Annotated in this window: 21 protein-coding genes and 3 pseudogenes; 10 read left to right on the top strand and 14 right to left on the bottom strand. The window is 36.2% G+C overall.

What is annotated here, in order from left to right; all coding sequences use genetic code 11:
• Positions 1 to 489 precede the first annotated feature (489 nt).
• The 4 genes from NMD99_RS03265 to NMD99_RS03280 form a co-directional block, all read right to left on the bottom strand.
• Positions 490 to 1,044, bottom strand: coding sequence for a hypothetical protein (locus tag NMD99_RS03265; protein ID WP_309166803.1), 555 nt, complete (start codon positions 1,042 to 1,044; stop codon positions 490 to 492).
• 234 nt (positions 1,045 to 1,278) lie between these two features.
• A complete protein-coding gene (locus tag NMD99_RS03270; protein WP_309166915.1) occupies positions 1,279 to 2,745 on the bottom strand; it encodes an IS4 family transposase in 1,467 nt (488 codons plus the stop codon).
• Between the two features lie 80 nt (positions 2,746 to 2,825).
• Positions 2,826 to 3,014, bottom strand: coding sequence for a hypothetical protein (locus NMD99_RS03275; protein WP_309166805.1), 189 nt, complete (start codon positions 3,012 to 3,014; stop codon positions 2,826 to 2,828).
• On the bottom strand, positions 3,005 to 3,487 hold the full coding sequence (locus tag NMD99_RS03280) for a hypothetical protein (RefSeq protein ID WP_309166807.1): 483 nt from the start codon (positions 3,485 to 3,487) through the stop codon (positions 3,005 to 3,007). The genes NMD99_RS03275 and NMD99_RS03280 overlap by 10 nt, the downstream gene beginning before the upstream one ends.
• A gap of 122 nt (positions 3,488 to 3,609) precedes the next feature.
• On the opposite strand from NMD99_RS03280, the gene NMD99_RS03285 reads away from it, so the two are divergent.
• Positions 3,610 to 4,887: an APC family permease gene (locus NMD99_RS03285; RefSeq protein ID WP_253307367.1), complete on the top strand. Its 1,278-nt coding sequence runs from the start codon at positions 3,610 to 3,612 to the stop codon at positions 4,885 to 4,887.
• Between the two features lie 8 nt (positions 4,888 to 4,895).
• On the opposite strand, the pseudogene NMD99_RS03290 reads toward NMD99_RS03285, so the two are convergent.
• Positions 4,896 to 5,341 (bottom strand): annotated as a pseudogene (locus NMD99_RS03290) (hypothetical protein).
• 140 nt (positions 5,342 to 5,481) lie between these two features.
• Between NMD99_RS03290 and NMD99_RS03295 the strand changes: the two are divergent.
• Positions 5,482 to 6,516, top strand: a complete 1,035-nt coding sequence (locus tag NMD99_RS03295; protein ID WP_253307369.1) for an aspartate-semialdehyde dehydrogenase — start codon at positions 5,482 to 5,484, stop codon at positions 6,514 to 6,516.
• 974 nt (positions 6,517 to 7,490) lie between these two features.
• Here the strand turns inward: NMD99_RS03295 and NMD99_RS03300 are convergent.
• Positions 7,491 to 7,619, bottom strand: a complete 129-nt coding sequence (locus NMD99_RS03300) for a hypothetical protein (RefSeq protein ID WP_309166809.1) — start codon at positions 7,617 to 7,619, stop codon at positions 7,491 to 7,493.
• 153 nt (positions 7,620 to 7,772) lie between these two features.
• Between NMD99_RS03300 and NMD99_RS03305 the strand changes: the two genes are divergently transcribed.
• From NMD99_RS03305 to NMD99_RS03315, 3 genes and pseudogenes are all read left to right on the top strand, one after another.
• Positions 7,773 to 7,946, top strand: coding sequence for a DnaJ domain-containing protein (locus NMD99_RS03305; RefSeq protein ID WP_309166810.1), 174 nt, complete (start codon positions 7,773 to 7,775; stop codon positions 7,944 to 7,946).
• Positions 7,909 to 10,227, top strand: a complete 2,319-nt coding sequence (locus tag NMD99_RS03310; protein WP_309166811.1) for a TomO hydrophobic C-terminal domain-containing protein — start codon at positions 7,909 to 7,911, stop codon at positions 10,225 to 10,227. Before NMD99_RS03305 ends, NMD99_RS03310 begins: the two co-directional genes overlap by 38 nt.
• 87 nt (positions 10,228 to 10,314) lie before the next feature.
• Positions 10,315 to 10,527 (top strand): annotated as a pseudogene (locus NMD99_RS03315) (toprim domain-containing protein); the annotation flags it as partial.
• Positions 10,528 to 11,062: 535 nt separating this feature from the next.
• Here the strand turns inward: NMD99_RS03315 and NMD99_RS03320 are convergent.
• Positions 11,063 to 12,127, bottom strand: a complete 1,065-nt coding sequence (locus NMD99_RS03320; protein ID WP_253309191.1) for a 5-(carboxyamino)imidazole ribonucleotide synthase — start codon at positions 12,125 to 12,127, stop codon at positions 11,063 to 11,065.
• Between the two features lie 96 nt (positions 12,128 to 12,223).
• Here NMD99_RS03320 and apaG point away from each other — a divergent pair, with 96 nt between their 5' ends.
• Positions 12,224 to 12,625, top strand: coding sequence for a Co2+/Mg2+ efflux protein ApaG (gene apaG / locus NMD99_RS03325; protein WP_253307374.1), 402 nt, complete (start codon positions 12,224 to 12,226; stop codon positions 12,623 to 12,625).
• A gap of 331 nt (positions 12,626 to 12,956) precedes the next feature.
• Positions 12,957 to 13,850: an Rpn family recombination-promoting nuclease/putative transposase gene (locus NMD99_RS03330; protein WP_264731013.1), complete on the top strand. Its 894-nt coding sequence runs from the start codon at positions 12,957 to 12,959 to the stop codon at positions 13,848 to 13,850.
• Between the two features lie 10 nt (positions 13,851 to 13,860).
• Here NMD99_RS03330 and NMD99_RS03335 read toward each other — a convergent pair.
• Positions 13,861 to 15,458: pseudogene (locus tag NMD99_RS03335) on the bottom strand (ABC transporter permease).
• Between the two features lie 129 nt (positions 15,459 to 15,587).
• On the opposite strand from NMD99_RS03335, the gene trhO reads away from it, so the two are divergent.
• Complete coding sequence (gene trhO, locus NMD99_RS03340) at positions 15,588 to 16,415, top strand: oxygen-dependent tRNA uridine(34) hydroxylase TrhO (protein WP_265017441.1); 828 nt, start codon at positions 15,588 to 15,590, stop codon at positions 16,413 to 16,415.
• Between the two features lie 163 nt (positions 16,416 to 16,578).
• On the opposite strand, the gene topA is transcribed toward trhO, so the two are convergent.
• Entirely contained in the window at positions 16,579 to 19,029 is a 2,451-nt protein-coding gene (gene topA / locus NMD99_RS03345; protein ID WP_253309187.1) for a type I DNA topoisomerase, read from the bottom strand.
• Between the two features lie 123 nt (positions 19,030 to 19,152).
• Complete coding sequence (locus NMD99_RS08115; protein WP_425244434.1) at positions 19,153 to 19,248, bottom strand: TomO hydrophobic C-terminal domain-containing protein; 96 nt, start codon at positions 19,246 to 19,248, stop codon at positions 19,153 to 19,155.
• Positions 19,249 to 19,321: 73 nt separating this feature from the next.
• Here NMD99_RS08115 and NMD99_RS03350 point away from each other — a divergent pair, with 73 nt between their 5' ends.
• Positions 19,322 to 19,444, top strand: a complete 123-nt coding sequence (locus NMD99_RS03350) for a hypothetical protein (protein ID WP_264687946.1) — start codon at positions 19,322 to 19,324, stop codon at positions 19,442 to 19,444.
• A 301-nt stretch (positions 19,445 to 19,745) separates the two neighbouring features.
• Positions 19,746 to 20,759: a pyruvate dehydrogenase complex E1 component subunit beta gene (locus tag NMD99_RS03355; RefSeq protein ID WP_253309186.1), complete on the top strand. Its 1,014-nt coding sequence runs from the start codon at positions 19,746 to 19,748 to the stop codon at positions 20,757 to 20,759.
• A gap of 43 nt (positions 20,760 to 20,802) precedes the next feature.
• On the opposite strand, the gene NMD99_RS03360 is transcribed toward NMD99_RS03355, so the two are convergent.
• The 4 genes from NMD99_RS03360 to lepA all read right to left on the bottom strand — a co-directional run bounded on the left by NMD99_RS03360 (position 20,803) and on the right by lepA (position 24,411).
• Positions 20,803 to 21,144, bottom strand: coding sequence for a TrbC/VirB2 family protein (locus NMD99_RS03360; protein ID WP_253309185.1), 342 nt, complete (start codon positions 21,142 to 21,144; stop codon positions 20,803 to 20,805).
• 320 nt (positions 21,145 to 21,464) lie between these two features.
• Positions 21,465 to 21,611 (bottom strand): hypothetical protein, encoded by a 147-nt coding sequence (locus tag NMD99_RS03365; protein ID WP_264736090.1) that lies wholly within the window; start codon positions 21,609 to 21,611, stop codon positions 21,465 to 21,467.
• An 85-nt stretch (positions 21,612 to 21,696) separates the two neighbouring features.
• On the bottom strand, positions 21,697 to 21,837 hold the full coding sequence (locus tag NMD99_RS03370; RefSeq protein ID WP_309166818.1) for a hypothetical protein: 141 nt from the start codon (positions 21,835 to 21,837) through the stop codon (positions 21,697 to 21,699).
• Positions 21,838 to 22,614: 777 nt separating this feature from the next.
• The gene (gene lepA, locus NMD99_RS03375; RefSeq protein WP_253309184.1) at positions 22,615 to 24,411 is read right to left on the bottom strand and encodes a translation elongation factor 4; all 1,797 of its coding nucleotides are present in this window, start codon (positions 24,409 to 24,411) and stop codon (positions 22,615 to 22,617) included.
• Positions 24,412 to 24,442 lie beyond the last annotated feature (31 nt).

Raw genomic sequence — 24,442 nt, forward strand, 5'->3', positions numbered from 1 at the left:
GGATCTAGAGATACCGCGGCGGTATGACGGTCTGCGGCGATGTGAAGGTTCGCGGTGGGATGACGATAACTTCGTCATCCCACTGCTTGTTAGCGGTTAAGAGATACCGCGGCGGTATGACGTAGGGAAACCTTTCTTGGTTAGCTACAGCAGCTTGCAAACCATTCAGAAAAGGGAAGACAAAACTATAAAAAACCATAGGCGCCAGATGGTTTTTAGCTAAAGTCAAGTGTCTGGAATTTTAGACATAGAATCCCCCATATGAACAAGATTCAGAAAAAATGCAACGTACATTGGGCAGAGATTAAGTATATGTATACACGCTGAAGAAGATACGCCACATTTTTAACTGAAATTTAGATGAAAAGTCTGCAGACGGAGATAGATTTTGAGCTCTCTAAATATCTCTAATTGTCATTATAATAAGGCTTTGAATATGCAGAAGTAATTTTTTTAGTTAAAATAAAAAAGTTTTCTGCTATAGCACTACTAAGCAGCAGAAGACCTTGCATGACCTCCAAAAAATGCTTTTACTCTTTCAAGATAAGTAGGTGGTACTGGAGGAATTTCTATACCATCTATAACAGCGCTTATTGCTTCTTTTACATCATCGCTTGTAATTAACTCTTTTAATTTATGCTTTATAGGGCCTCTTCCAACATCTTGCCCATACCTATTGTAATAATCCACATATAATTCATTAAAGACAGATTGTTTTGCTTCTTCTATCAGTTTACTGATGTTGCTTTTTATTTGAGGATCCATATCACCATCAGAATAAAAATTATCAAAATTGTCCTTTAAAACTGTAATTTTTTTATTGTTACAGCTTCTCAGGAATTTTTCTGTAATGCTTGGCATTCTCTCATACACTTGAGCGTTTACCTCAACTGTAAAGTTATTTTTAGCTTCAAGACAACTGAGTGAATAAATAATACGATTGAACATTCCTAGATTGCACTTACCATTTCCCTCTTTGAAACGTATCAGTAACATGCACTTTAGAAAATCTATATCTGACTTTTGATCCTTAGCTGCAGTCAAAACTAAATTTGCAGCTTGCGTGAGAGTAAGGCTAGTTTTTGATTCTCTATAAGCTGCTCCATTGGAACCATTAAAGTTAAGATAAAGTTTTAATTGCTCTTTTTGCTCAGTTGTAAGCTCATCTGAATTATTTATGTAGTCTTCAAACTCTTTATTGAGTACATTTGGTTGAGCTCCAAATTTCTGTTTTAACTCTTGAGCGCATTGGAAAATACTATGTTCAAAACCTTACTATTACCCACAAATATAAAGTTCGTGAGCAAGTCTCCATCCTTCTGCTAAATCAAAGAGACGTTTCCATCCCTTCCATAAAGCTATAGGGCCTGGTTCTAAGTCATTTTTGCGAGCTAAAAACCCTCCTAATTTTGCTACCCACCTCACGATTTCTCTTATAGGTGGTGGGGTCTCAGGATAGTTTTTTGTCTTAAGCATTTTGGTATACAAAACCTTCCATTCATCATCAGTTAGTATGGTAGTGCAAGGAAGATTTGGATTTGTTCTAGCTACCAATGTGATAAAAAATATCCTCCATGCAATTATACTCATAATTGTAAGAAAGCGGATCAATCTATCTGCTGTTTGTAGCCTGCATTCTTCAACTTTAAGACCAGATTTCAAAATTTTATGAAAAACCTCTATTCTCCATCTTAAGCAATACCATTGTATTTTTTCTACTGCTTCTTCAAAATTATTAATATTTATATTTGTCAACAAAACCCAGTTCATAGGCTCTTCACCAAATGGTGGGTATTTTTCTATAACATAAACAGCATGTAAATTTAAATTAGGAAGTTTTTGGATTTTACGTCTAGCGTTATTTTTTGATGCATTCATCACAAAGTTACTAAACTTTACTTCTAAAACTGCTGTTCTTTGAGGTTTATCATTGCGAGCAGGAATATTCACTTGAATTTCTCCTTGACAAGACAGGCGATTCATCAAATCCCACAATCTTTCACCACCTTTTTCAGAATAAGTTGATTTCTTGTTTACTGTTCTGTTTTGATTTCCTCTTACTACAAAAAGAGATTGATTAGTGGAAGCAACTTCAAATAAATCATAAATATCTGCTTCTCTATCACAAACGGTAACTACCTTAACATCTTTTAATCCAGGATGTTTAGTAGAGTCTTTAAGTGATTCTATCCACCGTATGCTTTCTTTCTCTTCTATGGGAAGAGCGGTATTATGGCATCTTTTTTTCAACTCTTTTAGATCTTCAGCTAAGGGAGGTCTAGTACTAATTTTTTGACCCAATAACTCTATAGGTAATCCTTCTGTTGTAACTGCAAATGTTGTATGCGTCACTAATCCATGGGTTTTAAAATTAGTTGTTTCAGATTTTAACCTTGCTGCTATAATCCCTAATCCTTTGGTCTTTTTATGATTTTTATATGAAATATAACTCGTATCTTGGATAGCTAAAATAGTTGAATATTCTTTAGCTCTTTCAACAGTTTTAATTATATGACTGTATAATATCTTTCTTTCAGAAACGGCATCATTTTGGAAAAATCTATAAGCTGCTTTACTTTGATGCCAATCTTCACAAGCTTGATTTATTGAACGTTCAGGCGATTCAGCAAGACTATTAACTATTTTTAAAAGCCTCCTACTTAATCTTATATCACCAAAATCAACAATTCCAAATTCACTTTCTGCCCATTCACCAGTTGAGGTGCTTATATTTCCTTTCATAATATATTCCATTTTTAGACCATAGATCTATTTATAGTAGAAAGTTAAATTAGTAAAATAGCAGCTTTTCATCATTTATAGATTTATGGGTAATAGTAAGGTTCAAAACTACTCGTGTGAACACTTTGACTGCCAGTGCCCACATCACTTACATTAAACAAAAAGCTTAGCTGCTTTACATTCAAACCCAAAGGTGAGAAAAGCCTCACTAATGGATACTTTATCAATTCAAGAAGTGCTACTGGAATTAATAATACAGCATTTATAAGCACAAGAAATATGTGATTACTTGGTATTCTCTTCTAGTACTCAGTAGCAGCCACCCATTAAGGGCAGATATTTTCGATGCACAGTACAAAAATGGTAATTGAATGTAATATATTAAATATATAGAGAAAAATAGAATCTTATCTTTCAACCCTATTGTTGGGTCGTTATATACTTCAGAAAAAATACTATCATCACTGTTTTTATTTTTGAAAGACTGATAGTTGCTTGTAATTTTTTCTGTAAAGATAGAACAGAGCTTATGTATGCCATAGCATGCAACACAGGCAGCAAGAGAAATTGCAAGTGTTCCAAAAGCAGCTAATACCTCACTTGAAGTTTTGGCAAGAAGGAATGCATAAAGCGCATTAATAAAGATCTTAAGCAGAGAATCATGATAAAATAATGTTCCAATAGCAGCACCAATTAATAAAACATACCCACAAACAACCAAAAATGTTTTTAACCTCGGATTCATAGCCTTCTCCTAATAATCTATTTCATTATATGCATAAATTTAAAAAATGCAAGTTTTTATAAAGATCGATTGAAATTTCTGAGCTTCAGTTATATCGTTAGTCTATTTAGATAAAAATTATTGTGTCAAATAAAATAGGTTTTTGGGCTATTTTTGCCTTAGTGATTAGTAGCCAAATTGGCTCTGGAATTTTTATGCTTCCAATTAGCCTTGCTCCATATGGCATGTACAGCCTTGTAAGCTGGGTGATATCAGGGCTTGGTGCTATATCTCTTGCTTTGGTTTTTGCCTTACTCTGTGCAAAATTTCCAGAAACGGGTGGTCCTCACGTTTATGTAAAGCATGCTTTTGGCCCTGCTGCAGCTTTCTTTGTTGGTTGGACATATTGGGTAATTTCATGGGTTAGCACGACAGCAGTAATCGTTGCAAGTATTGGCTATCTTACTTCGCTTTTTCATGGAGATATTCAAAATATACGCTTATTTTTAGAAATACTATTATTTACGATCATTACACTAATAAATTTAAGAGGTGTCACTGCTGCTGGATGTGTTGAGCTTTTATTGATGACTGTCAAAATTACCGCACTGCTTGCTATACCAGTAACAGCGTTGTTTTTCTTTGATAGGAATAATTTTATCATAAGTGAGGAAATATCAACCCTCACGATGTCTCAAGTCCTTGCTCGCTCTACACTACTCACTCTATGGTGTTTTATTGGACTTGAATCAGCAACAGCACCTGCAGGATCAGTCAATGATCCAGCAAAGACTATACCAAGAGCCATAGTACTTGGCACAATCTCTGTTGCAGTTATATATTTCATTAATAGCCTTGCAATCATGGGATTGATAAACGGCAATGATCTAGTTAATTCAAAAGCGCCGTATGTTGACGCAATAAAAATTATGTTTCCTGGTAATTGGCATTTGATCATTTCTATTGTTGCTTTTATTGTTTGTGTTGGCAGTTTAAATGCTTGGGTACTAGCTAGTGGACAAGTGGCCCTTGGCCTTGCAGAAGATAAACTGATGCCACAGTTCTTTGCTAAAAGAAACAAGCACGGTTCTCCTTTCTGGGGCATAACAATCAGCTCCGTTGGCACTTCAGTTCTACTAATTCTCACTTCAAGCAACAATTTTGCTAAACAGATCACATCAATTATCGACTTTTCTGTAGTTTCATTTTTATTTGTTTACCTTGCATGCAGTCTTGCTTTTCTCAAGGTTATTATAAAGGAGAAAAACTATTACAAATTTTTAATTGGCAGTATAGCAACAACCTTTTGCTGCTGGGTAATATTTGAAACTTCTGTGAATACCTTGCTGATCGCAAGCTTATTCACCGCAAGTGGCATACCCATTTATTTATTTTGGTACTGCAGAGCTCCTGCACAATAAAATAGAGTTTAACGACTTTTCTTATTGTCCACTTGTTCAACATTACCCTTCTCAAGTTTACTATCTACTTCTTTTGCGTGTTCATCATCTACACTAGTCTCATCTTTTATCTTACTGGAGTGACCTGCTTGCGATTTTTCATATGCTTCCATGTTGTCATATATAGGGTTACTGATGATTTCTATTTTTTCAGGTGTGAAAATCCTTGCTAAAAATCTCCCTATTATTGGTATTGATCTTAAGAAATCTCTTAGCTTTGAAGATTCTTGTCTTTTATTTAGGAACTGTTGGTCTATTTTAAGGTTTTTTACACCATACTTTTTATCATCAAAATTTATTGCAGGCTTTCTTTTTTTGAAAGAACATTTTGAGCCTTTAATCCATTGGTTCTTTCAGGCTCTTGAGGTGTAGACATTGCAGGTTTAACCTTAGTTTCATTGTATTCTTTATTCATCTTTCACTTTATTATGTAATATTACTAATATTGCATAATAATAGCTAAATTACAATTAATTGCAAGGTAAAAATATTAAAACAATTGTAAATTTTGTCAGTAAAAATATAATAGGACTTTAAAGTTAGAGGTTCATCTATATGGGATACAAAATTGCTGTTATTGGAGCAACCGGAAGAGTAGGGCGTGAGGTATTAAGCACGCTTGCTGAGTTTCAAGATGAGGCAATAGATTCTGTTATTGCACTTGCGTCGAAAAAATCAGAAGGGAAGAAGGTGAGTTTCGGTAATGAAGAATTAACTGTCTTGTGCCTTGAGAATTATGACTTCGTTGGAGTTAATATAGCCATTTTCTGTGCCGGATCTCATGTTTCTGAGAAACACGTACCGACTGCAATTGAGGCTGGGTGCATCGTAATAGATAACACTTCCCATTTTAGAATGAAAGAGGGTGTGCCACTCATTATTCCGGAGATTAATAAAGAAAAAATTATGGAATATAAAAACCACAACATAATATCCAACCCAAACTGTACTACAATACAGATGCTGCTAGTACTACATCTATTACACCAGAAAGCAAAAATAAAGAGAATCGTTGCTTCAACTTATCAATCAACTTCTGGCGCAGGCAAAGCAGCAATGGATGAGCTCTATGACCAGACAAAAAAAATCTTCATGAATGAGACTAAAAAGCCCGAGATATTCCCCAAGCAAATAGCGTTTAATTGCATTCCCCATGTAGGGAAATTCATGGAGAATGGTTCTACAGAAGAGGAATGGAAAATGCAAGAGGAGACAAAAAAAATTTTAGAGGAAGATATAAAAGTTACTGCAACTTGTGTAAGGGTACCCGTCTTTATCGGCCACGCTATGGCAGTAAATGTGGAATTTGGTCAACATATCACTGAAGAACAAGCTCGTGAAGTGCTAAGTGAAGCCGAAGATAGTGGAGTTTTAGTATACAACAGGCGTGAAGACAGTGAATACATAACTCAAATTGATGTTGTACAGGAGAATGCTGTATATGTATCGCGTATTAGACGAGACAATACTGTTGAGCACGGATTAAATATGTGGATAGTGGCTGATAACCTGCGCAAAGGTGCAGCACTAAATATAGTGCAGATTCTTGAGATTTTGATAAGAGAGCATTTGTCAATCAAGTGCATATAGAGTGCACGTACGTTGTAATTCGAAGGAAATTTGTATACCACATGGCAGCGCGTGACGCTGGAATCCAGCTTTTTAAACCATGAGAGCTACGAAAACTTACTTGACACCCTTCGCCAGCCCCCTTATCATGATAGTGAAGCTATTTATTTATCTTCGCAATCTGTGCAGGTTAATGACAAAAAACTTAGGGTATTTGGCGTCTCATGTTTAATTTTTCGCACTACGTGCATCGCATGTCTTTAAAAATTTTTAGGTTTTTACCTATATAAGCCGAAACGCGCTTACAAAGCGTTTAAGACAGCAAAAAACGTCAAATTGACAAGGGAGAATTTGAATACTAGCTACTCTGGGTTTTCTTTGCCTTTTTTCCTGCTTGGTAAATTTCTTAAACACTTGCGGTGTAGGTGAGTTGCATTTAAAAGCAGCTAAATTGCAGTGTTTAAGACTTAAAAAACGCCAATACTGAAAATAGACAATGACTAGGGCTTCTTTTGCCTTTTTTTTCGTTTGGTAAATTTCTTAATGTTTATAGCTAAAGTAACTTAGGTTCACCGACAACCGTCATCCCGCTACGTGTTAGCGGGATCTATGTTAAGAGATACCGCGAATGAATCGCGGTATGACGTAGGGCTACAGGTGTCATCCCAGTGCCTAGACACTGGGATCTAGCCTTTATTATTTGGTTGAAATTAAGTCTTCTGGATCCCAGTGTCAGCTACTTTCATGACATCATCATAAAGTAAAATGAGATCCCAGTGTTAGCTACTTGGATGACAGGGGAAGGTATTTGGATGACACCGTCATAAGGTGAACCAGTGCTCCTTTTTGTCATCCCAGTGCGTGACACTGGGATCTAGCCTTTATTATTTGGTTGAAATTAAGTCTTCTGGATCCCAGTGTCAGCTACTTTCATAACATCATCATAAAGTAAAATGAGATCCCAGTGTTAGCTACTTGGATGACAGGGGAAGGTATTAGGACGACACCGTCATAAAGTAAAATGAGATCCCAGTGTTAGCTACTTGGATGACAGAAGAAGGCACTGGGATGACAGAAGAAGGTACTGGGATGACAGGAGAAGGTACTAGCCTGACAACCGTCATCCCGCTGCTTGTTAGCGCCGTGGCGGTATGAAGTAGGAAGCTATAGTATATAGAAATTCCAGCATTGTCTACATCTCTACTTTTCCTGGGTGAGTTCACTTGATTTTTATGTCATATGATGCTAATATATATTATTTGTGAGTTGGGGTATATATGGCTAGGAACTACTATGAAATACTAGAAGTAAATAAAGATGCTACTCCGGAAGAAATAAACAAAGCTTATAAAAAATTAGCACTGAAATATCATCCTGATAAACTCCCACCTAAAAAAAGAAAGATATCGAGAATTGTCAGAAAAGCAACGTGGTGGTGGTATTTTATCTGAGTCCGAATCGAAAGAAATGCAAGATCTTGTAATGCCATTTCTAGAGGTTCAAAAGGCATATGAAGTGTTATCCAACGAGAAAAAAAGAAAAGAATATGATAAAAGTGGTTGTGAAGAGAAAAATACAGCAAAATCTGATGATTTATTTGCAGATTATATAAGGAAGCAACCATACCACTTTTTGTACCAATCAATTCTTGCAGGTGATCTAGAATCTGTACGCACAGTAGTAGAAAAGTTCAGTGTCGATATTAATATTAAGTATGATTGCATATATATTGGTATTACTCCGATTAATTATGCAATTAAAGAAGATCATGAGCAAATTGTTGATTATTTGATTAGCAAAGGAGCAAAAGTATCTCTTATTGACGCTTTACGTCTTGCTATCAAATTAAATTCTTATAAAACCGCAGGCTTGCTGTTAGGGAAGTTAGATGTGGACGATATTAATGTGCAAGATAGTGACGGGAATACGATTTTCCATGATTTCTTTAAGTATTTTAATAACCCTAATTCTGATGATTTTGTTCTAAAAAAGACGTTATTTAACTTTGATGCTTTTAATTTTGGTCAACCTTCTTCTAAGAAGTCTTCTTCCGAAAATAGTAGTAACCCTAATGTTCAGAAAGATACACAAGATAATAACATCAGTTGTAATACAAGTCCTCTCTATAAAAATATAATTAAGCTTTTTGATCAATGCCAGTCAAAAATGAACTCAATGGAATTTAGGGAAGGTTGTGCAAGAGAGAGTGTAATTATATCTCTTAAGAATGCTGTTTCCTTTTTTCACTCACTTATAGATAAAGGTGTACGTTACGATATTTCAAATAGTGAACACGTAACTTCACTTGATGTGTGTATTGACCAGTTTGTAGATAATCATAGAAAGAGTTTATGGACTGATTACATCTTTTATTATGATCGCGTGGAAACAGAGAAAGCATACTATTCAATGATGAATGTTTTTGTTGAGAAAGGAATTATAGGATTAAAGGATGCAAACGGTATTCCTATATCACACAAGATTGTAGAGCATAATATTTATCCACACGTCGAAAATAAAGCAAACATTGACTTAATGGAAGAGGATAGCAGTGGCAAAAACGCATTAGTTAAAGGATGTTGTGATGTTTCTACTATAGAATCTTTAATTGAAAATGGAGTAGATCTAAATACTCCTGATTCTTTAGGGCAAACCTTGCTGCATTACGTTGTTTCAGAATATTGCAACAGCGTTGAGGAGGTAGGTCAGAGTTTTCAGCTTGAAGAAGTAAATAAACGTTTTTATCCCAAATTAGAAGCATTAATAAAAGGTGGGGCAAAAATTGATGCTAAGGACAATAATGACAAGTCCCCAATAGACCTATTGGTAGAAAGAGGTAAAAATATGAAGGAAGATATTAATTGTTCTGCTGAGGAAAAATCTGCTGCTCTTAAAAATTCATTAGAAGTTTTGGGAATAAAACAAGAAGAAGAAAAAACTCCTGAACAGGAGCAGCCTGAAGTTTTGGATCAAGTAAATCAAGACGATGATGTACTGCCAAGTAACCTAGAAGAAGAAAAAACACCAGGAAATAAGCAGGAGCAGCTAAGCCAACCTGAAATACCAGTTTCAGATCAAGCAAATAATACTCAAGGCGATGGTGTACAGCTAAGCAACCCAGAAAAAGAAAAAACTCCTGAACAGGAGCAGCCTGAAGTTTTGGATCAAGTAAATCAAGACGATGATGTACTGCCAAGTAACCTAGAAGAAGAAAAAACACCAGGAAATAAGCAGGAGCAGCTAAGCCAACCTGAAATACCAGTTTCAGATCAAGCAAATAATACTCAAGGCGATGGTGTACAGCTAAGCAACCCAGAAAAAGAAAAAACTCCTGAACAGGAGCAGCCTGAAGTTTTGGATCAAGTAAATCAAGACGATGATGTACTGCCAAGTAACCTAGAAGAAGAAAAAACTCCTGAACAGGAGCAGCTTGAAGTTTCAGATCAAAAAATTGGTATTCAAAACAATAATCAACAACCAAGTAAACCAAATGCTGCTGCTCCACGAAGTGAAAAGAGAACTATTATAGCTGCTTCTGTACTGGCAATAGCTGGAGTTGCTTTAGGAATAACTATTGCAGTTTACTTAGAAATGTTGGCGGTTGGAGTAGCGGTTGGAGTTTGTTGTCTTATTGCTGCTGCAATCATATATTGTTGTAATCAGCCTTCAAAGTCACTTGAAAATAGCAAGGTCCAAGGGTTTTCTGGAAACCATGAACAACCTACTCTGTAAAATTCACAAGACCTATTAAAATATTTTTTTACTTTTCATCGTATATTTCTCAACATATTATCTTTAAGTACTAAAATAATTAACAATATGGCGTTATTAATAGTTGAATCACCTGCGAAAGCAAAGACAATAGGCAAATATTTAAGTAAAGAGTTCAAAGTAGCTGCATCCTTTGGACATGTGAGAGATCTTCCAGCAAAAAACGGCTCTGTTGATCCAGATAATGATTTTGCCATAAAGTATGAGATTATTGAGAAAGCAGAAAAATATGTAAAAGAGCTGGCAAAGCAAGCGAGTAAAACATCACCTTGCAACAGATCCATCCCAGTGTCTGGGCACTGGGATGACATCTTTTTTCTTGACTCTTATATCTCAATGTTCGTACAAACACAAAGGCAGTGCTTGACACTGGGATGAAACCTTGACAACCGTCATCCCGCTACGTGTTAGCGGGATCTAGAGATACCGTGACGGTATGACGTAGAGTCAGCGTTAGCCATAACACAACACTTTTATACTCACCAACTCAGTATCCAATCTTGGATCCAAGTGCTTGACACTGGGATGACAAGAGGGGCTACTTGGATGGAAACCAGTGTCAGCTACTTGGATGACACCCTCATAAAGTGAAATGAGATCCCGCTAACACGTAGCGGGATGACGAGAAAGGGGCTACTCAGATGACAACAAAGGGGCTACTTGAATGACATCCTTCCTGGTGTGCTCAAATAACAATGTTCGTACAAATACGTGCTAGAGTGACACCGTTTACTATGTAACATCTCATCATATCACAATGTTCGTACAGTTGTGGCAGAATGACGTAGAAAAACTATTAACTTAAATCTATATTGACATGTCCCATTTTACGCTTATCTCTAACCTCTTTTTTTCCATATATGGTTAAACTAGCTTTTTCGTTGCTCAAATACTTATGAGAATCATATATATCGTTACCTATTATATTTTTCGTCATACAAGGAAAGCGTAATACTACTTCCTGCATAGGTAGCCCGCATATTATCCTAACCAGCTGTTCAAATTGACTAACGTTACATGCATCCAAGCTCCAGTGGCAAGAATTGTGAGGTCTTGGAGCTAGTTCATTAACTAACAATTCGTTATCTTTAGTAACAAAAAATTCAATAGCCAGAATTCCTATTACATCGAGCGCATTTGCTATTTTCTTTGCAGCTCGTTGTACCTCTTGAGTTAATTTGCTATCTATTTTAGCTGGCACTGTTGAAGTATCAAGTATTCCATCAACGTGGTAATTTTCTGCTATAGGAAAAAAAGCTACTTTACCGTTTTTATCTCTTGCAATGACTATTGAAACCTCTTTCAGTAAATCAACACTTGCTTCAAGAATGTACTCTGTATTCCAATCAAAGGAAGCAAATTGCTTCACTTCAGAATCATTCTCAAGCACATATTGCCCTTTTCCATCGTAACCCATTTCTGTTGTTTTCAGCCTTGTTGGATAGCCAAAAGTTCTACTGCTTTTCAGTAGCTCATTATAATTTTGTATACTTTTGTATTCAGCAGTTTTTATACTCAAGCTTCTAATGAAATCTTTCTCTCTAAGCCTATTTTGCGCAATGTGTAACGCTTTTTTACCCGGATAAAAATTTACATCGATATCAATTGCACTACATGGAATATTTTCAGACTCAATAGTGACCAAATCCACACTCTGTGCAAAAGATTCAAGCGCTTTCTTATCAGAGAAATCTGCTATTGTGAAATCATCAGCAACAGAGCAAGCCGGATCGTCCTTAGCACTGGCAAAAACATGTGTTTTTTGTCCAAGTTTTGTTGCAGCGATAGCAGTCATTTTACCTAATTGTCCACCACCTATTATTCCTATTACTTTTTTGCTAAGCGCATCTGGTTCGTTCATACTATAAATTGATATTTCCTAATTAAAGTATACTTGAAAAATCTATGAAAAAAGTATATAATTAAAATACTATCTTTTTATCATGAATATTCTATAATGATAGAGTACACACTAACTACCAACTTTGTTGAAGTTACAGTTTTACCAATTTATATTGAAGAGCAATCCATTCCTTATGAAAATTGCTATATATGGATGTATAACGTTAAGATAAAAAACAAAAGCCAATCAACTATTCAATTATTAAGTCGTCATTGGCAAATAATAGATTATAAGGGAAAAATAAATGAAATTGCCGGAGTTGGTGTTATCGGAGAACAACCTGTGATAAAATCTGGAGAGGTATTTAAATACACAAGTGGAACATACTTAAATGCACCGTCAGGAATAATGCAGGGTAAGTATGAATTTCTGAATGAAGAAAGCATAAAAATTTTTGAGGTTATGATACCACCCTTTTCTTTGGATAGTCCATACGTCAAAACTAGACCCCATTAACTATCAAAATAGTTTATTTGTAACCAGACTGCATTCTGTGATTTTTAGCAAAACATGATCTTTCATTTGAGCTTTCTTCAATTTAAAATAAATACAGAAAATTGCTGCCTATAGCTAAACTGACTTAGATTTACCGACAATTTGAAAAACCGTCATTCCGCTACTAGTTAGCGCCGCGGCGGCATGACGATAACCTCGTCATCCCGCTACTTGTTAGCGGGATCTATGCTAAGAGATACCGCGGCAGCATAGCTATAGCTATCTTCAAAAATATGGTTGAATAATTGTTAATAATAGTGTATAATTATTAATATTTTCAAGCATTTTTGCCATGGCTCTTTCAAAATTTCTCGATCCTCGCAATGATTTGTGTTTCAAAAAAATCTTTGGAACGGAAAAAAATAAGAATATCCTGATCCACTTTTTGAACGATATTTTAGGGTTTACTGAGATAAATGCAATACAAGAAGTTGAGTTTCTTAGCACTATTATGGATCCCGAAGTTGCCTCTGATAAACAAAGTATTGTTGATGTTCTCTGCAAGGATTCTCACGGAAATAGATATATAGCAGAAATGCAGCTCGCTAGAGACAAGGGCTTCGAAAAACGCGCTCAATTATATGCCGCTAAAGCCTACTCAAGACAATTAGATAAATCTGGCAACTACATTGATTTAAAGAAAGTCTTCTTTATTGCTATATCAAATTGTAACTTACTTCCTGAAGAAGTTGATTATATTTCTACTCACAATATACGTGATATAAAAACTAACGGCCATTACTTAAAAGATTTTCAATTTATCTTTATAGAATTGCCCAAATTTTCAAAAAGTAAAGTAGAGCAGTTAGAAAGTATAGTAGAAAGGTGGTGTTTCTTTTTTAAATACGCAGAAGAAACAACAGAAGAGGACTTAAAAGAGATAGCAGAAAAAGCGCCAATAATAAAGCTAGCATATGATGAATTAGACAAGTTTCGTTGGAACGAAAAAGATTTAGTAGCTTACGAAGAAAGAATAATGGATCTACGGAAAGAAGAAGCCATTCTTGAATACAGACTTGATCTTGCTGAAGAGAAAGGTATACAAAAAGGTATAGAGAAAGGGAAAATTGAAGGGAAAATTGAAGTCGCAAAAGCAATGCTGGCTAATAATGTTGATGTCAACACTATTGTCAAGTTTACTGGCCTTTCTATTAGTGAGATTGAAGAATTAAGTGGAAATCTGTGAACGGTTACGTTTATTTTTTATCCTTATCATCAAGTGTAAATAAGGTTATTGTAGAGATTAAGCCTATTATAACTATTATCAACGAAAATGGGGCAGCTTCTCTATAGCGCTCATCGCTTACAAGTTCATATATTCTAGTTGATATAGTTTCAAAACTAAATGGTCTTATAATGAGTGTTGCTGTGAGCTCCTTGATAGTATCCATAAATACGAGCAAAAATCCCGATAATATACTCTTCTTGATGAGAGGGATATGAACATTCAAACATGTGGAAATAGGCCCATGACCCATGGTATATGCAGTCCACTCAATTTCATTTGGTGTTTTTTTGAGCCCTGATTCTACCGCCTTGAAAGATATAGCAAAAAAACGAAATAAATATGAGTAAACTAATGCGCCAATAGTTCCTACCAAGCTAATTTCCACAATATATTGAGTAATGAAAGAAGATATTCTGCTTAAAAATATTATTATGCTAATTGCGATAATTGCATTTGGAATTGCGTAGCCTAAAGAAATGAGACGTGCTACATTATTGATTACCTTACTTTTACGCGCCGTATATCCAATCATTATTGCAATGCTAATTGAGATTAATGCGGTGATAAATGATAAACTAACGCTATTTGCTATTATATTATAGAACCTTGCTTCGTATATGAAAAACCCCTTCTCTATGCTCCAATATATGAGCGGAATCATTGGCAAAATAAAACCTATTAATATCGGCAATACACACATAAGATAAGCAAAGATCAATGGTATAGTGCCACTTACACTCCGTTTGTTGTGATAATCTGCATTAGCGTTGATTGAAGAGTAAGATATTCCTTTTTTTTGTAGTTTCTTTTCGATAGCTATTAGTGTTGCAACGAAAATCAATTCTGCAACTGCTAAAACAGTAGTTGAATATTTATCATGCAGTAAAAACCAGGTGCGATATATTCCTGTCGTAAAAGTATCGATAGCAAGAAACTGTGGTGTGCCGAAATCCGTAATTACCTCCATTAGTACCAAGGACAACCCAGCTATAATTGATGGACGTATGGAAGGTATGATGACAGAAAACAGGCTCTGTAATGAGGAGAACCCAAGTGTTGACGCAATAGTGACTGAGTTACTAACATTCTTTAGACTTGAGCGGACTAGCATATAAACGTATGGATATAAACTAAATCCCATTACTAATATTCCACCACCTAGGGATTTTATTTCAGGAAACCAATAGTCACCTTTGCTCCACTCTAAAATGTCTCTTAATGAGCTCTGCACCGGACCTGAAAATTCTAGTGTATTTACATAGACGAACGCTACTATATATCCAGGAATCGATATCGGAAAGAACAAAGCAATCTCAAAAATTTTACTTCCAGGAAATGAAAAAAATGTGGTGAGCCATGCTGGAATCACTCCAAATATGAAGGATATCCCCCCACTCCTATCATCAAAATTAGCGTACTCAGTATATATTCAGGGAAAAGTGTGCTGATTACCCATCCAGAATTTGCTGATTCTGTAAATAGAATCGATATTAACGATAGTATAGGACAGACGAATAATATACTTACTAAAAATAAGAATATATTTTTAAATACTCTCAAAAACATTAATTTGGATCTATATTTGATATTAAAATGTTATATGTAAAAACTGAAGATATCCAGTAATTAACAGCCGTACTATTGAATATCTTTATAATTTTGTATATCATGTTTTTAGTTGATAAGTGAATAATCATGAGCTTCGTCATTGCAACTTTCTATCACTTTGTAGAACTCTCTAATTATTATGACATGAAAGACGAAATAAAAACTGCATGCGACAACATTGAATTAAAGGGTACTATACTCCTTGCAGAAGAGGGTATTAATGCAACCGTATCTGGTGAAAGAAACGCGATTGATAAAATATTCGATTTTCTACGTTCTGATTATAGGCTAAGGGACCTTACATGGAAAGAGAGTGCAGCAGAATATCAACCATTTAGCAAGATGAAGGTAAAATTAAAAAGAGAGATTGTGAATCTTGGTGTAGGCAATCTTGATATTTCCCTTAAGGGTAAATATGTTGATCCAGAGCATTGGGATGATTTTACTTCTCAACCTGACGTTTTAGTAATAGATACACGAAATGAGTATGAAGTGAAATTAGGCAAGTTTAAAAATGCAATCAATCCACATACTCAGCGTTTTCGCGATTTTCCTGAGTGGGCAAAGTCTTTCTCTGAGAGTAAAGACCTGAAAGTAGCTATGTACTGCACTGGTGGGATTAGATGCGAAAAATCAACAGCGTACATGAAAAATCTTGGATTTAACAATGTATACCACCTGAAAGGCGGCATTCTTTCTTACCTTGAAAAAACTTATAATAAAAATGGTAATTGGGAAGGTGAGTGTTTTGTTTTTGATGATAGAATTACTGTTGACAACTCACTTACTCCAAGCAACACAATAAAATGTATATTCTGCTCAAATCAAGTTTCAACGGACAAGCTGAAGTCAGTTCCACGTGGCCAAGTGGTTTGTTCTGATTGTAAACTTCAGTGTTATAGCTATAATAAATAAAACATCATGCCGCTGCAGTTGTATGCACGTTGTGATTTGAGAGCAACCTCTACCAGAAAGGGTGTCATGCCAGTGCCCAGACACTGGCATCCAGGTTCTTTTTTCTAGATTCCAGCGTCGCGCGCTGGAGTGACAATAAAGAGCATATGGTTATGCAAGAAGTCTATTTCTTACCCTTAATCAACTCTAAAGCCTTCTTCAAATCTATGCTTTCAATATCTGCATTCTTACCCAAAGCAACGTTTGTTCTATCGCATTTTATATAGAATCCGTACCTACCGTTGCAGATGAAAACTTCTTTTCCTTTTTCATTAACCCCGAGAGATTTTAACTCTTTGCGTGGACTGTTTGCAATAATTTGTACAGCTTCGCTCAATTCTGTATTCAGCACCTCTTTAGAGCTTTTTTTAAGAGAAAAATATCTACCATCATAAAAAATATAGTACCCAAATCGTCCAAGGCCTATTTTTATTTCCTTTCCGGTCTCAGGGTGTTCTCCGATTACTTTTGGCAAGGAAAGTAACTGAGTAGCGGTATTCAGATCAATATCATTAACATTTAGATCCTTTGGTATGGAAACTGTTTTTTTCTTTTTGGACTCACTATTAAACTCAAGGTAAAGCCCAAAAGGACCTTTTTTAATTACTACCTCTTGGCCTGTTATATCATCTACACCTAAACTTTTTGGATATTCTAAATTGTCATTACTACCTGTAATTTCTTTTGTATGGTTGCATTCAGGATAGTTAGAGCATCCAAGGAACACTCCTGCTCGCCCAAAGTTCAATTTTAATATACCATCAGAGCAAGCAGGGCATTTCTTACCTATTTCTTCTTTTCCTTCCTCTGAACAAAACCAATTAACTACCAAATCGTGAATGCCGCTGAAAACTTCATCATGTGTCATTTGCTTGACAGAATTTACATGACCAAAAAATGGCACCCAAAAGTGGCTCAATTCTTTTTTCCAATCTGCATGTCCATTTGAGATTAAATCAAGCTTTTCTTCCATTTGTGCTGTGAAATCATACTCTACACAACGCTGAAAAAAAGTTTCTAAAAATATGGTAACGATCTTACCACGACTGCTTGGAATAAATCTTTTATTATCCAGTGTAACATACTCACGATCCTGCAATACCGAAATAATTGTCGCATAAGTTGATGGACGGCCTATACCGATTTCCTCCATTTTTTTAACGATACTTGCTTCACTATAACGAGGTGGCGGTTGAGTGAAATGCTGTTTTGGCTCAACTGAAATCAGCTTACACGCTTCCCCTTCCTTCATGGCAGGTAGCAGGCCTTCATTTTCGGCTTCCATGTTATCTTGATAGACTTTATAAAAACCATCAAAGAATATACTTGATCCACTTGCTCGCAGAATCACTTTCTGATCAGTAGAACTAATTTCAACTACCACTTGATCAAGAATCGCCGATTCCATTTGACTTGCAATGGTTCTTTTCCAGATTAAATCGTACAATTTAAATTGCTCTGGCGTTAAGTAATCCTTAATACTACCCGGCGTTCTATTGATATCAGTTGGACGAATTGCTTCATGTGCTTCTTGAGCATTTTTGACCTTTTTTACATATTTACGAGGAGACTGTGGTAAATATTTATCACCATATAACGACTTAATTGACCCTCTAATTGAGTTTATAGCCTCATCTGCAATATGAAACCCATCTGTACGCATGTAAGTTATCAACCCTACAGTTTCACCACCAATATCGATACCTTCATATAAATTTTGCGCTATGCGCATAACATTTTTCACATTAAAATACAGCTTATTCACTGCATCTTGCTGTAGAGTAGAGGTAATAAATGGAGGAAGCGGATTTCTCTTAACTTGCTTGCGTTCTACTGTGCTTACAGCATATTGCCTTGATTCAATCTCCCTGACTAAGTTCTTTGCTTCTTCTTCATTTTTAATATCAAATTTTTCTAGCTTCTTATTGTCATAGTGACTCAGCATAGCAAAAAAAGCCTCATCTTTGCTATTTTGCATTTCTGCCTTTATGCTCCAATACTCCTGTGTTATAAACTTACTGATTTCATCTTCTCGTTCGCATATAAGCTTTAATGCAACAGATTGAACTCGCCCCGCAGATTTGCTTCCCGACAATTTTGTCCACAGCAGCGGTGACAAGCTAAATCCAACTAGATAATCCAAAGCTCTGCGTGTTTGCTGTGCGCGCACTAAGTCCATATTAATTTCACGTGGATTCTTTATTGCTTCTTGAACTGCTCTCTTTGTTATCTCATTAAAGACTACTCTATAAATGTTGTTTTCATTACTGATTGCTTTCTTTTCTTTTAATGTCTCTATCACATGCCAAGCCATTGCTTCCCCTTCTCTGTCTGGGTCTGTTGCAAGATATATATCTGATGCTTTACTCGCTGCTTTTACTAACTCTTTTATATACTTTTCTGCTTTTTCAATGGTTTCATACTTTATAGCAAAATCATTATCCGGATCGACAGAACCGTTTTTTGCTGGAAGATCCCTCACATGTCCAAAGGATGCAGCTACTTTGAACTCTTTACTTAAATATTTGCCTATTGTCTTTGCTTTCGCAGGTGATTCAACTATTAATAATGCCATATTGTTAATTATTTTAGTATTTAAAGATAATATGTTGAGAAATATACGATGAAAAGTAAAAAAATATTTTAATAGGTCTTGTGAATTTTACAGAGTAGGTTGTTCATGGTTTCCAGAAAACCCTTAGACCTTGCTATTTTCAAGTGAATTTGAAGGTCTATTACAATAGTATATGATTGCAGCAGCAACCAGACAATAAGCTCCAACTGCTATTCCCACTGCTATAGCTAACCCAAGAAAGGTTTACCTGAAGGATAGAATAGGTTATAATGGCATATTAAAGAGATGAAAAATGCCAAGCCCATATAGTGAAGACCTCAGAGAACGAGTTCTCAAAGCAGTTGATGAAAAAACAATGACGATAAAAAGAATTAGTGAAATATTTAAACTGAATATAAAAACAATATATTTATAGAGGAAAAGGAAAAAAGAAACAGGAAACATAAAGCCATCTTCAGGCTATCAAAAGGTGACTGAGCCTCATCGGTGGCAGAATCTGGGTCACGAGGTCTTCTTCCTACACTCCATGTAAGAGCAGACAGTGCCTCAAAAGAACTGCCACCTATCCACTCTGAGAAGTTATTATCTTCTCTTGCTTTCAACCAAGTAATACTTATTCATATCATCTGGGTAAGGTCAGTTTGTAAAACTTAATTTGTACGCTTCCTAGTAATTCTGATATAGTTACTTTAGTTAAAGTCTATAAAAGTTTATAAATGGCAACCTTAAGTGTAAGAGAAGCTTTATGCACAGCGATCAGAGAAGAAATGCAAAACGACCCTGACGTGTTGATCATCGGTGAAGAAGTTGCAGAGTATGATGGTGCCTATAAAGTAACAAAAGGATTACTGAAAGAGTTTGGAGAAAATAGAGTGGTTGATACGCCTATTACCGAACATGGATTTGCTGGCCTTGCTGTTGGAGCAGCATTCGCTGGATTAAAGCCAATTGTCGAATTTATGACTTTTAATTTTTCTATGCAGGCTATCGACCAAATCGTGAATTCTGCAGCAAAAACAAATTATATGTCAGGTGGACAACTTGGATGCCCCATAGTATTTCGTGGGCCAAATGGTGCTGCAGCAAGAGTTGCTGCACAACACTCTCAATGCTTTGCATCTTGGTATTCGCATATACCGGGATTAAAAGTGATAGCACCTTACTTTGCCTCCGATTGCAGAGGTCTGCTTAAAGCTGCAATTCGTGACCTGAGTCCGGTAATATTTCTAGAAAACGAAATAGCTTACGGACATGAACATGAAGTTTCTGACTCTGAGCTGTCAAATAAAGATTATCTACTTGAGATAGGCAAGGCTGCTGTTATACGGGAAGGAAAGGATGTAACTATCACTGCTTTCTCACTGAAATTAATGGATGCTTTAAACGCAGCAGATTTACTTTCAGGTGAAGGTATAGAAGCTGAAGTTATTGACCTCAGAACCTTAAGACCACTTGACACTCAAACTGTTATTAACTCTATTCAGAAGACTAATAGGTTGGTTAGTGTAGAAGAAGGATGGCCATTTGCAGGAATAGGAGCAGAGCTGTCAGCCGTTGTTATGGAACAAGGATTTGACTACCTTGATGCTCCAGTTATGCGCGTAACTGGCAAGGACATCCCCTTACCTTACGCTGCAAATCTAGAAAAAAAAGCATTACCACAAGTGGAAGATATAGTTGAAGCCGTGCATCAGGTCTGTTTTAGAAAAAAAATAATTTTTAACTTCTAATACAATATATAAAAGCAATTTACTGGCAAAATGTTATCGGAATTTATTTCTGTTTGTCCACTCCACATTGGTCCATCAAAGAAGTATTTCCACCTATACCACCCATTACTTTTGTCACAATAGTTTTAGCACCGAAAAATACAGCACAAAATATACCGAGTGCAAAAAGAGCTGGCCATGGCATTCTACCAAATATCGCAAGCAAAGCTGCACCTATTATCACTACGGTCATAAGCGGTCCACCTATTCCCCAAACGTAGCCAATAATATTACATATTACTTGAGCAGTTGTATCAGCATTAGTGTCAGCGGCAGCACTCCCAACATGAGAAAAAGAAATAAATAATACTATAAAAAGAATATTAAAAACTTTCCTAGGGTTCATCCCTATACCTTAAATTTAGATATTGCAATTATACCTAAAATACTATAATTTTTAGTAAAGCTAGCATAAAGATTGAATAACAAACGGTGCCACAAAAGTAGTTGACACACAACTGCACGAACATTGTAATATGGCACGATATCACATAGTAAACGATGTCATCCCAGTGCCCAGACACTGGGATCCGTTTTCTTTTTCTAGATTCCAGCGTCACGCGCTGGAATGACAGCAGTCCTATGTCATACCGCCGCGGTATCTCTAGATCCCGCTAACACGTAGCGGGATGACGAATTGCTTAACCGTAATACCGCCACGAACCGTCATACCGCCGCGGCGCTAACAAGTAGCAACTGTTCTCCCTCGTCATACCGCGATTCATTCGCGGTATCTCTTAGCATAGATCCCGCTAACAAGTAGCGGGATGACGAGATGCCACCGCGAACCGTCATACCGCCACGAACCGTCATACCTCCGCGGTATCTCTAGATACCGCTAACAAGCAGCGGGATGACAGCAATCCTACGTCATACCGTGATTTATTCACGGTATCTCTTAGCCGCTAACACGTAGCGGGATGACGAGATGCCACCACGAACCGTCATACCGCCGCAGACCGTCATACCGCCGCGGTATCTCATCCGCTAACACGCAGCAGGATGACAGCAATCCTACGTCATACCGTGATTTATTCACGGTATCTCTTAGCCGCTAACACGTAGCGGGATGACGGTTGTCGGTGAACCTAAATTACTTTAGCCATAAATGTTTGAGAAATTTACCAAACGAAAAAAAAGGCAAAAGGAACCCCATGGTTGGCTAATTATCTATATTAACTTTATAAATTGGCGTTTTTTACTCTCAACGCTCCAATTTAGCTACTTTTATAACAAAATTGTAAACGTTAAGAAATTTACTAAGCAGAAAAAAAGGCAAAAGAAACCCCGTGTTAGCTAGTTGTCACTCTCTAATCCTGCAAATTGGCGTACTATACTGTCTTAAACGACTTATAAGCGCGTTTCAGCTTATATAGGTAAAAACCCAGAAATGTTGTGAAGACATAAGGTGCACATAGTGCAAAAAATTAAAAATAAGACGCCAATACGTTGTTTTCTTGCTGTTTAATCTGCACAGATGAAGATAACTGAATACCTCCAGTACCATGATAAGCTTACTATTACCCACAAATATAAATGTTTGTTGCATAGCTCTTAATGGCATAACTTTTGCTTGAAATAACTGTTTATATGGTGCAATTTACAGCTTTTAGTTGCTAAAATTATAACTCTTAGTTTAATAATTTTAATCCAATAAGCTTTCAGGTTAATAAAATTAAATTATTTGAGTAAATACAATACTATGTTTTTATTTGTGGGTAATAGTAAGATGATAAGGGGGCTGGCGGAGTTTGTCAAGTAAGTTTTTTCGTTTCTAACGGTTGTTGCCAAAAACTATACAAGAAGTCTTTTAAGATCAATCACTTATCTTCAAAGCTTGAATAAAAGCATTCTGTGGAATATTTACGTTCCCTATAGAATGCAACCTTTTTTTACCCTTCTTTTGCTTTTCAAGTAGTTTCATTCTTCGCGTTACATCTCCACCATAGAGTTTAGCTGTTACATCTTTTCTATATGGATTAATCGTTTCTCTGGCAATAATTTTCCCGCCCACTGCCGCTTGAATCGCGATTTTATATTGCTGACGTGGTATTAGATCCTTCAAGCGTGCGCATATTTCACGCCCCCTTTTTTCTGCTCTGCTTTTGTGAGCGATACAAGCCAGTGCATCTACGGGCTCTCCATTAATTAAAAAGCTTAATTTATCTATTTGGCTTACCAGATAGCTGGAAATTTCCCAATCCAAACTTGCATACCCCTTGGAAATTGATTTTAATCGATCATAAAAGTCAAAAACAACTTCAGACAGTGGTAACTTATATCTTAACAATGCTGTTGTTGTGTTACCAATGTAAGATAAATCTTCCTGTTCTCCCCTCCTCTCTTCACATAATGATAGAATCTCACCTAAATATTGGTCAGGGACCATTATAGTTGCAGTAATCCACGGCTCTTCTACCATTTCAATCTTTGTTGGATCTGGCATGTCACTAGGATTATGAATGCTCAGAACTTCACCACCTTGCGTTGTAACCTTATATATAACACTCGGTGCAGTTGCTGTTAGATCTAAATCAAATTCTCTCTCGAGCCTTTCTTGAATAACTTCAAGATGCAACATTCCCAAAAAACCACAACGAAATCCATAGCCTAGCGCATTTGAAGTTTCTGCTTCAAAAGTAAAACTTGCATCATTCAAATGTAATTTTTCCAGTGCTTCTCTTAAATATTTAAAGTCGTCCGTTTTATTAGGAAAAATACTACAAAATACCACAGGGTGCACTTCTTTAAAACCAGGCAATGCCTTGCTGCACGGTCTTTTCTCTTCAGTAATAGTGTCTCCCACTCTACAGTCTGCAACTTCCTTCATTGAAGCAGTGATAAAACCAACTTCACCTGCTGAGAGTTCACCTGTCATTACTTTTTTAGGAGTAAAAATACCGATATTGTCCACTTGGTATGTAGAGTTATTAGACATCATAACAATCTTCATGCCCTTTTTTAGCACTCCATTTTTAATTCGTACTAAAATTACTACTCCCAAATAAGTGTCATACCAACTATCAACTAAAATTGCCTGTAGTGGAGCATTCACATCACCTTGAGGAGCTGGAAGTTTTGTCACTATAGCTTCTAATACATCCCTTATTCCAAGACCAGTCTTGGCTGATATTAAAACTGACTCACTTGCGTCAATGCCAATTACTTCCTCAACCTGGAGTTTTACCTTTTCTGGATCTGCAGCAGGGAGATCAACTTTATTGAGTACAACTATTATTTCATGATTGTTGTCAATAGCTTTATATACATTTGCAAGAGTCTGAGCTTCAACACCCTGGCTACTATCTACCACTAAAAGTGAACCTTCACATGCAGCTAAGCTTCGACTTACCTCATAAGAAAAATCAACGTGACCTGGGGTGTCCATGAGATTTAGGCAATATTGATTACCGTCGTTTGCCGTATAATTGAGTTTTACCGTCTGTGCTTTAATTGTAATGCCACGTTCACGCTCTATATCCATTGAATCGAGTATTTGATTGATCATTTCTCTTGCTTCAAGGCCGTTACATTTCTCTATTAAACGGTCAGCAAGCGTTGACTTACCGTGGTCTATATGCGCTATTATTGCAAAATTTCTTATGTTGTTCATTTATGGCCTACTATACTTAATTAGTAAAACT

This window comes from Wolbachia endosymbiont of Listronotus oregonensis, assembly GCF_031205055.1.
In the GTDB taxonomy this organism is placed as follows: domain Bacteria; phylum Pseudomonadota; class Alphaproteobacteria; order Rickettsiales; family Anaplasmataceae; genus Wolbachia.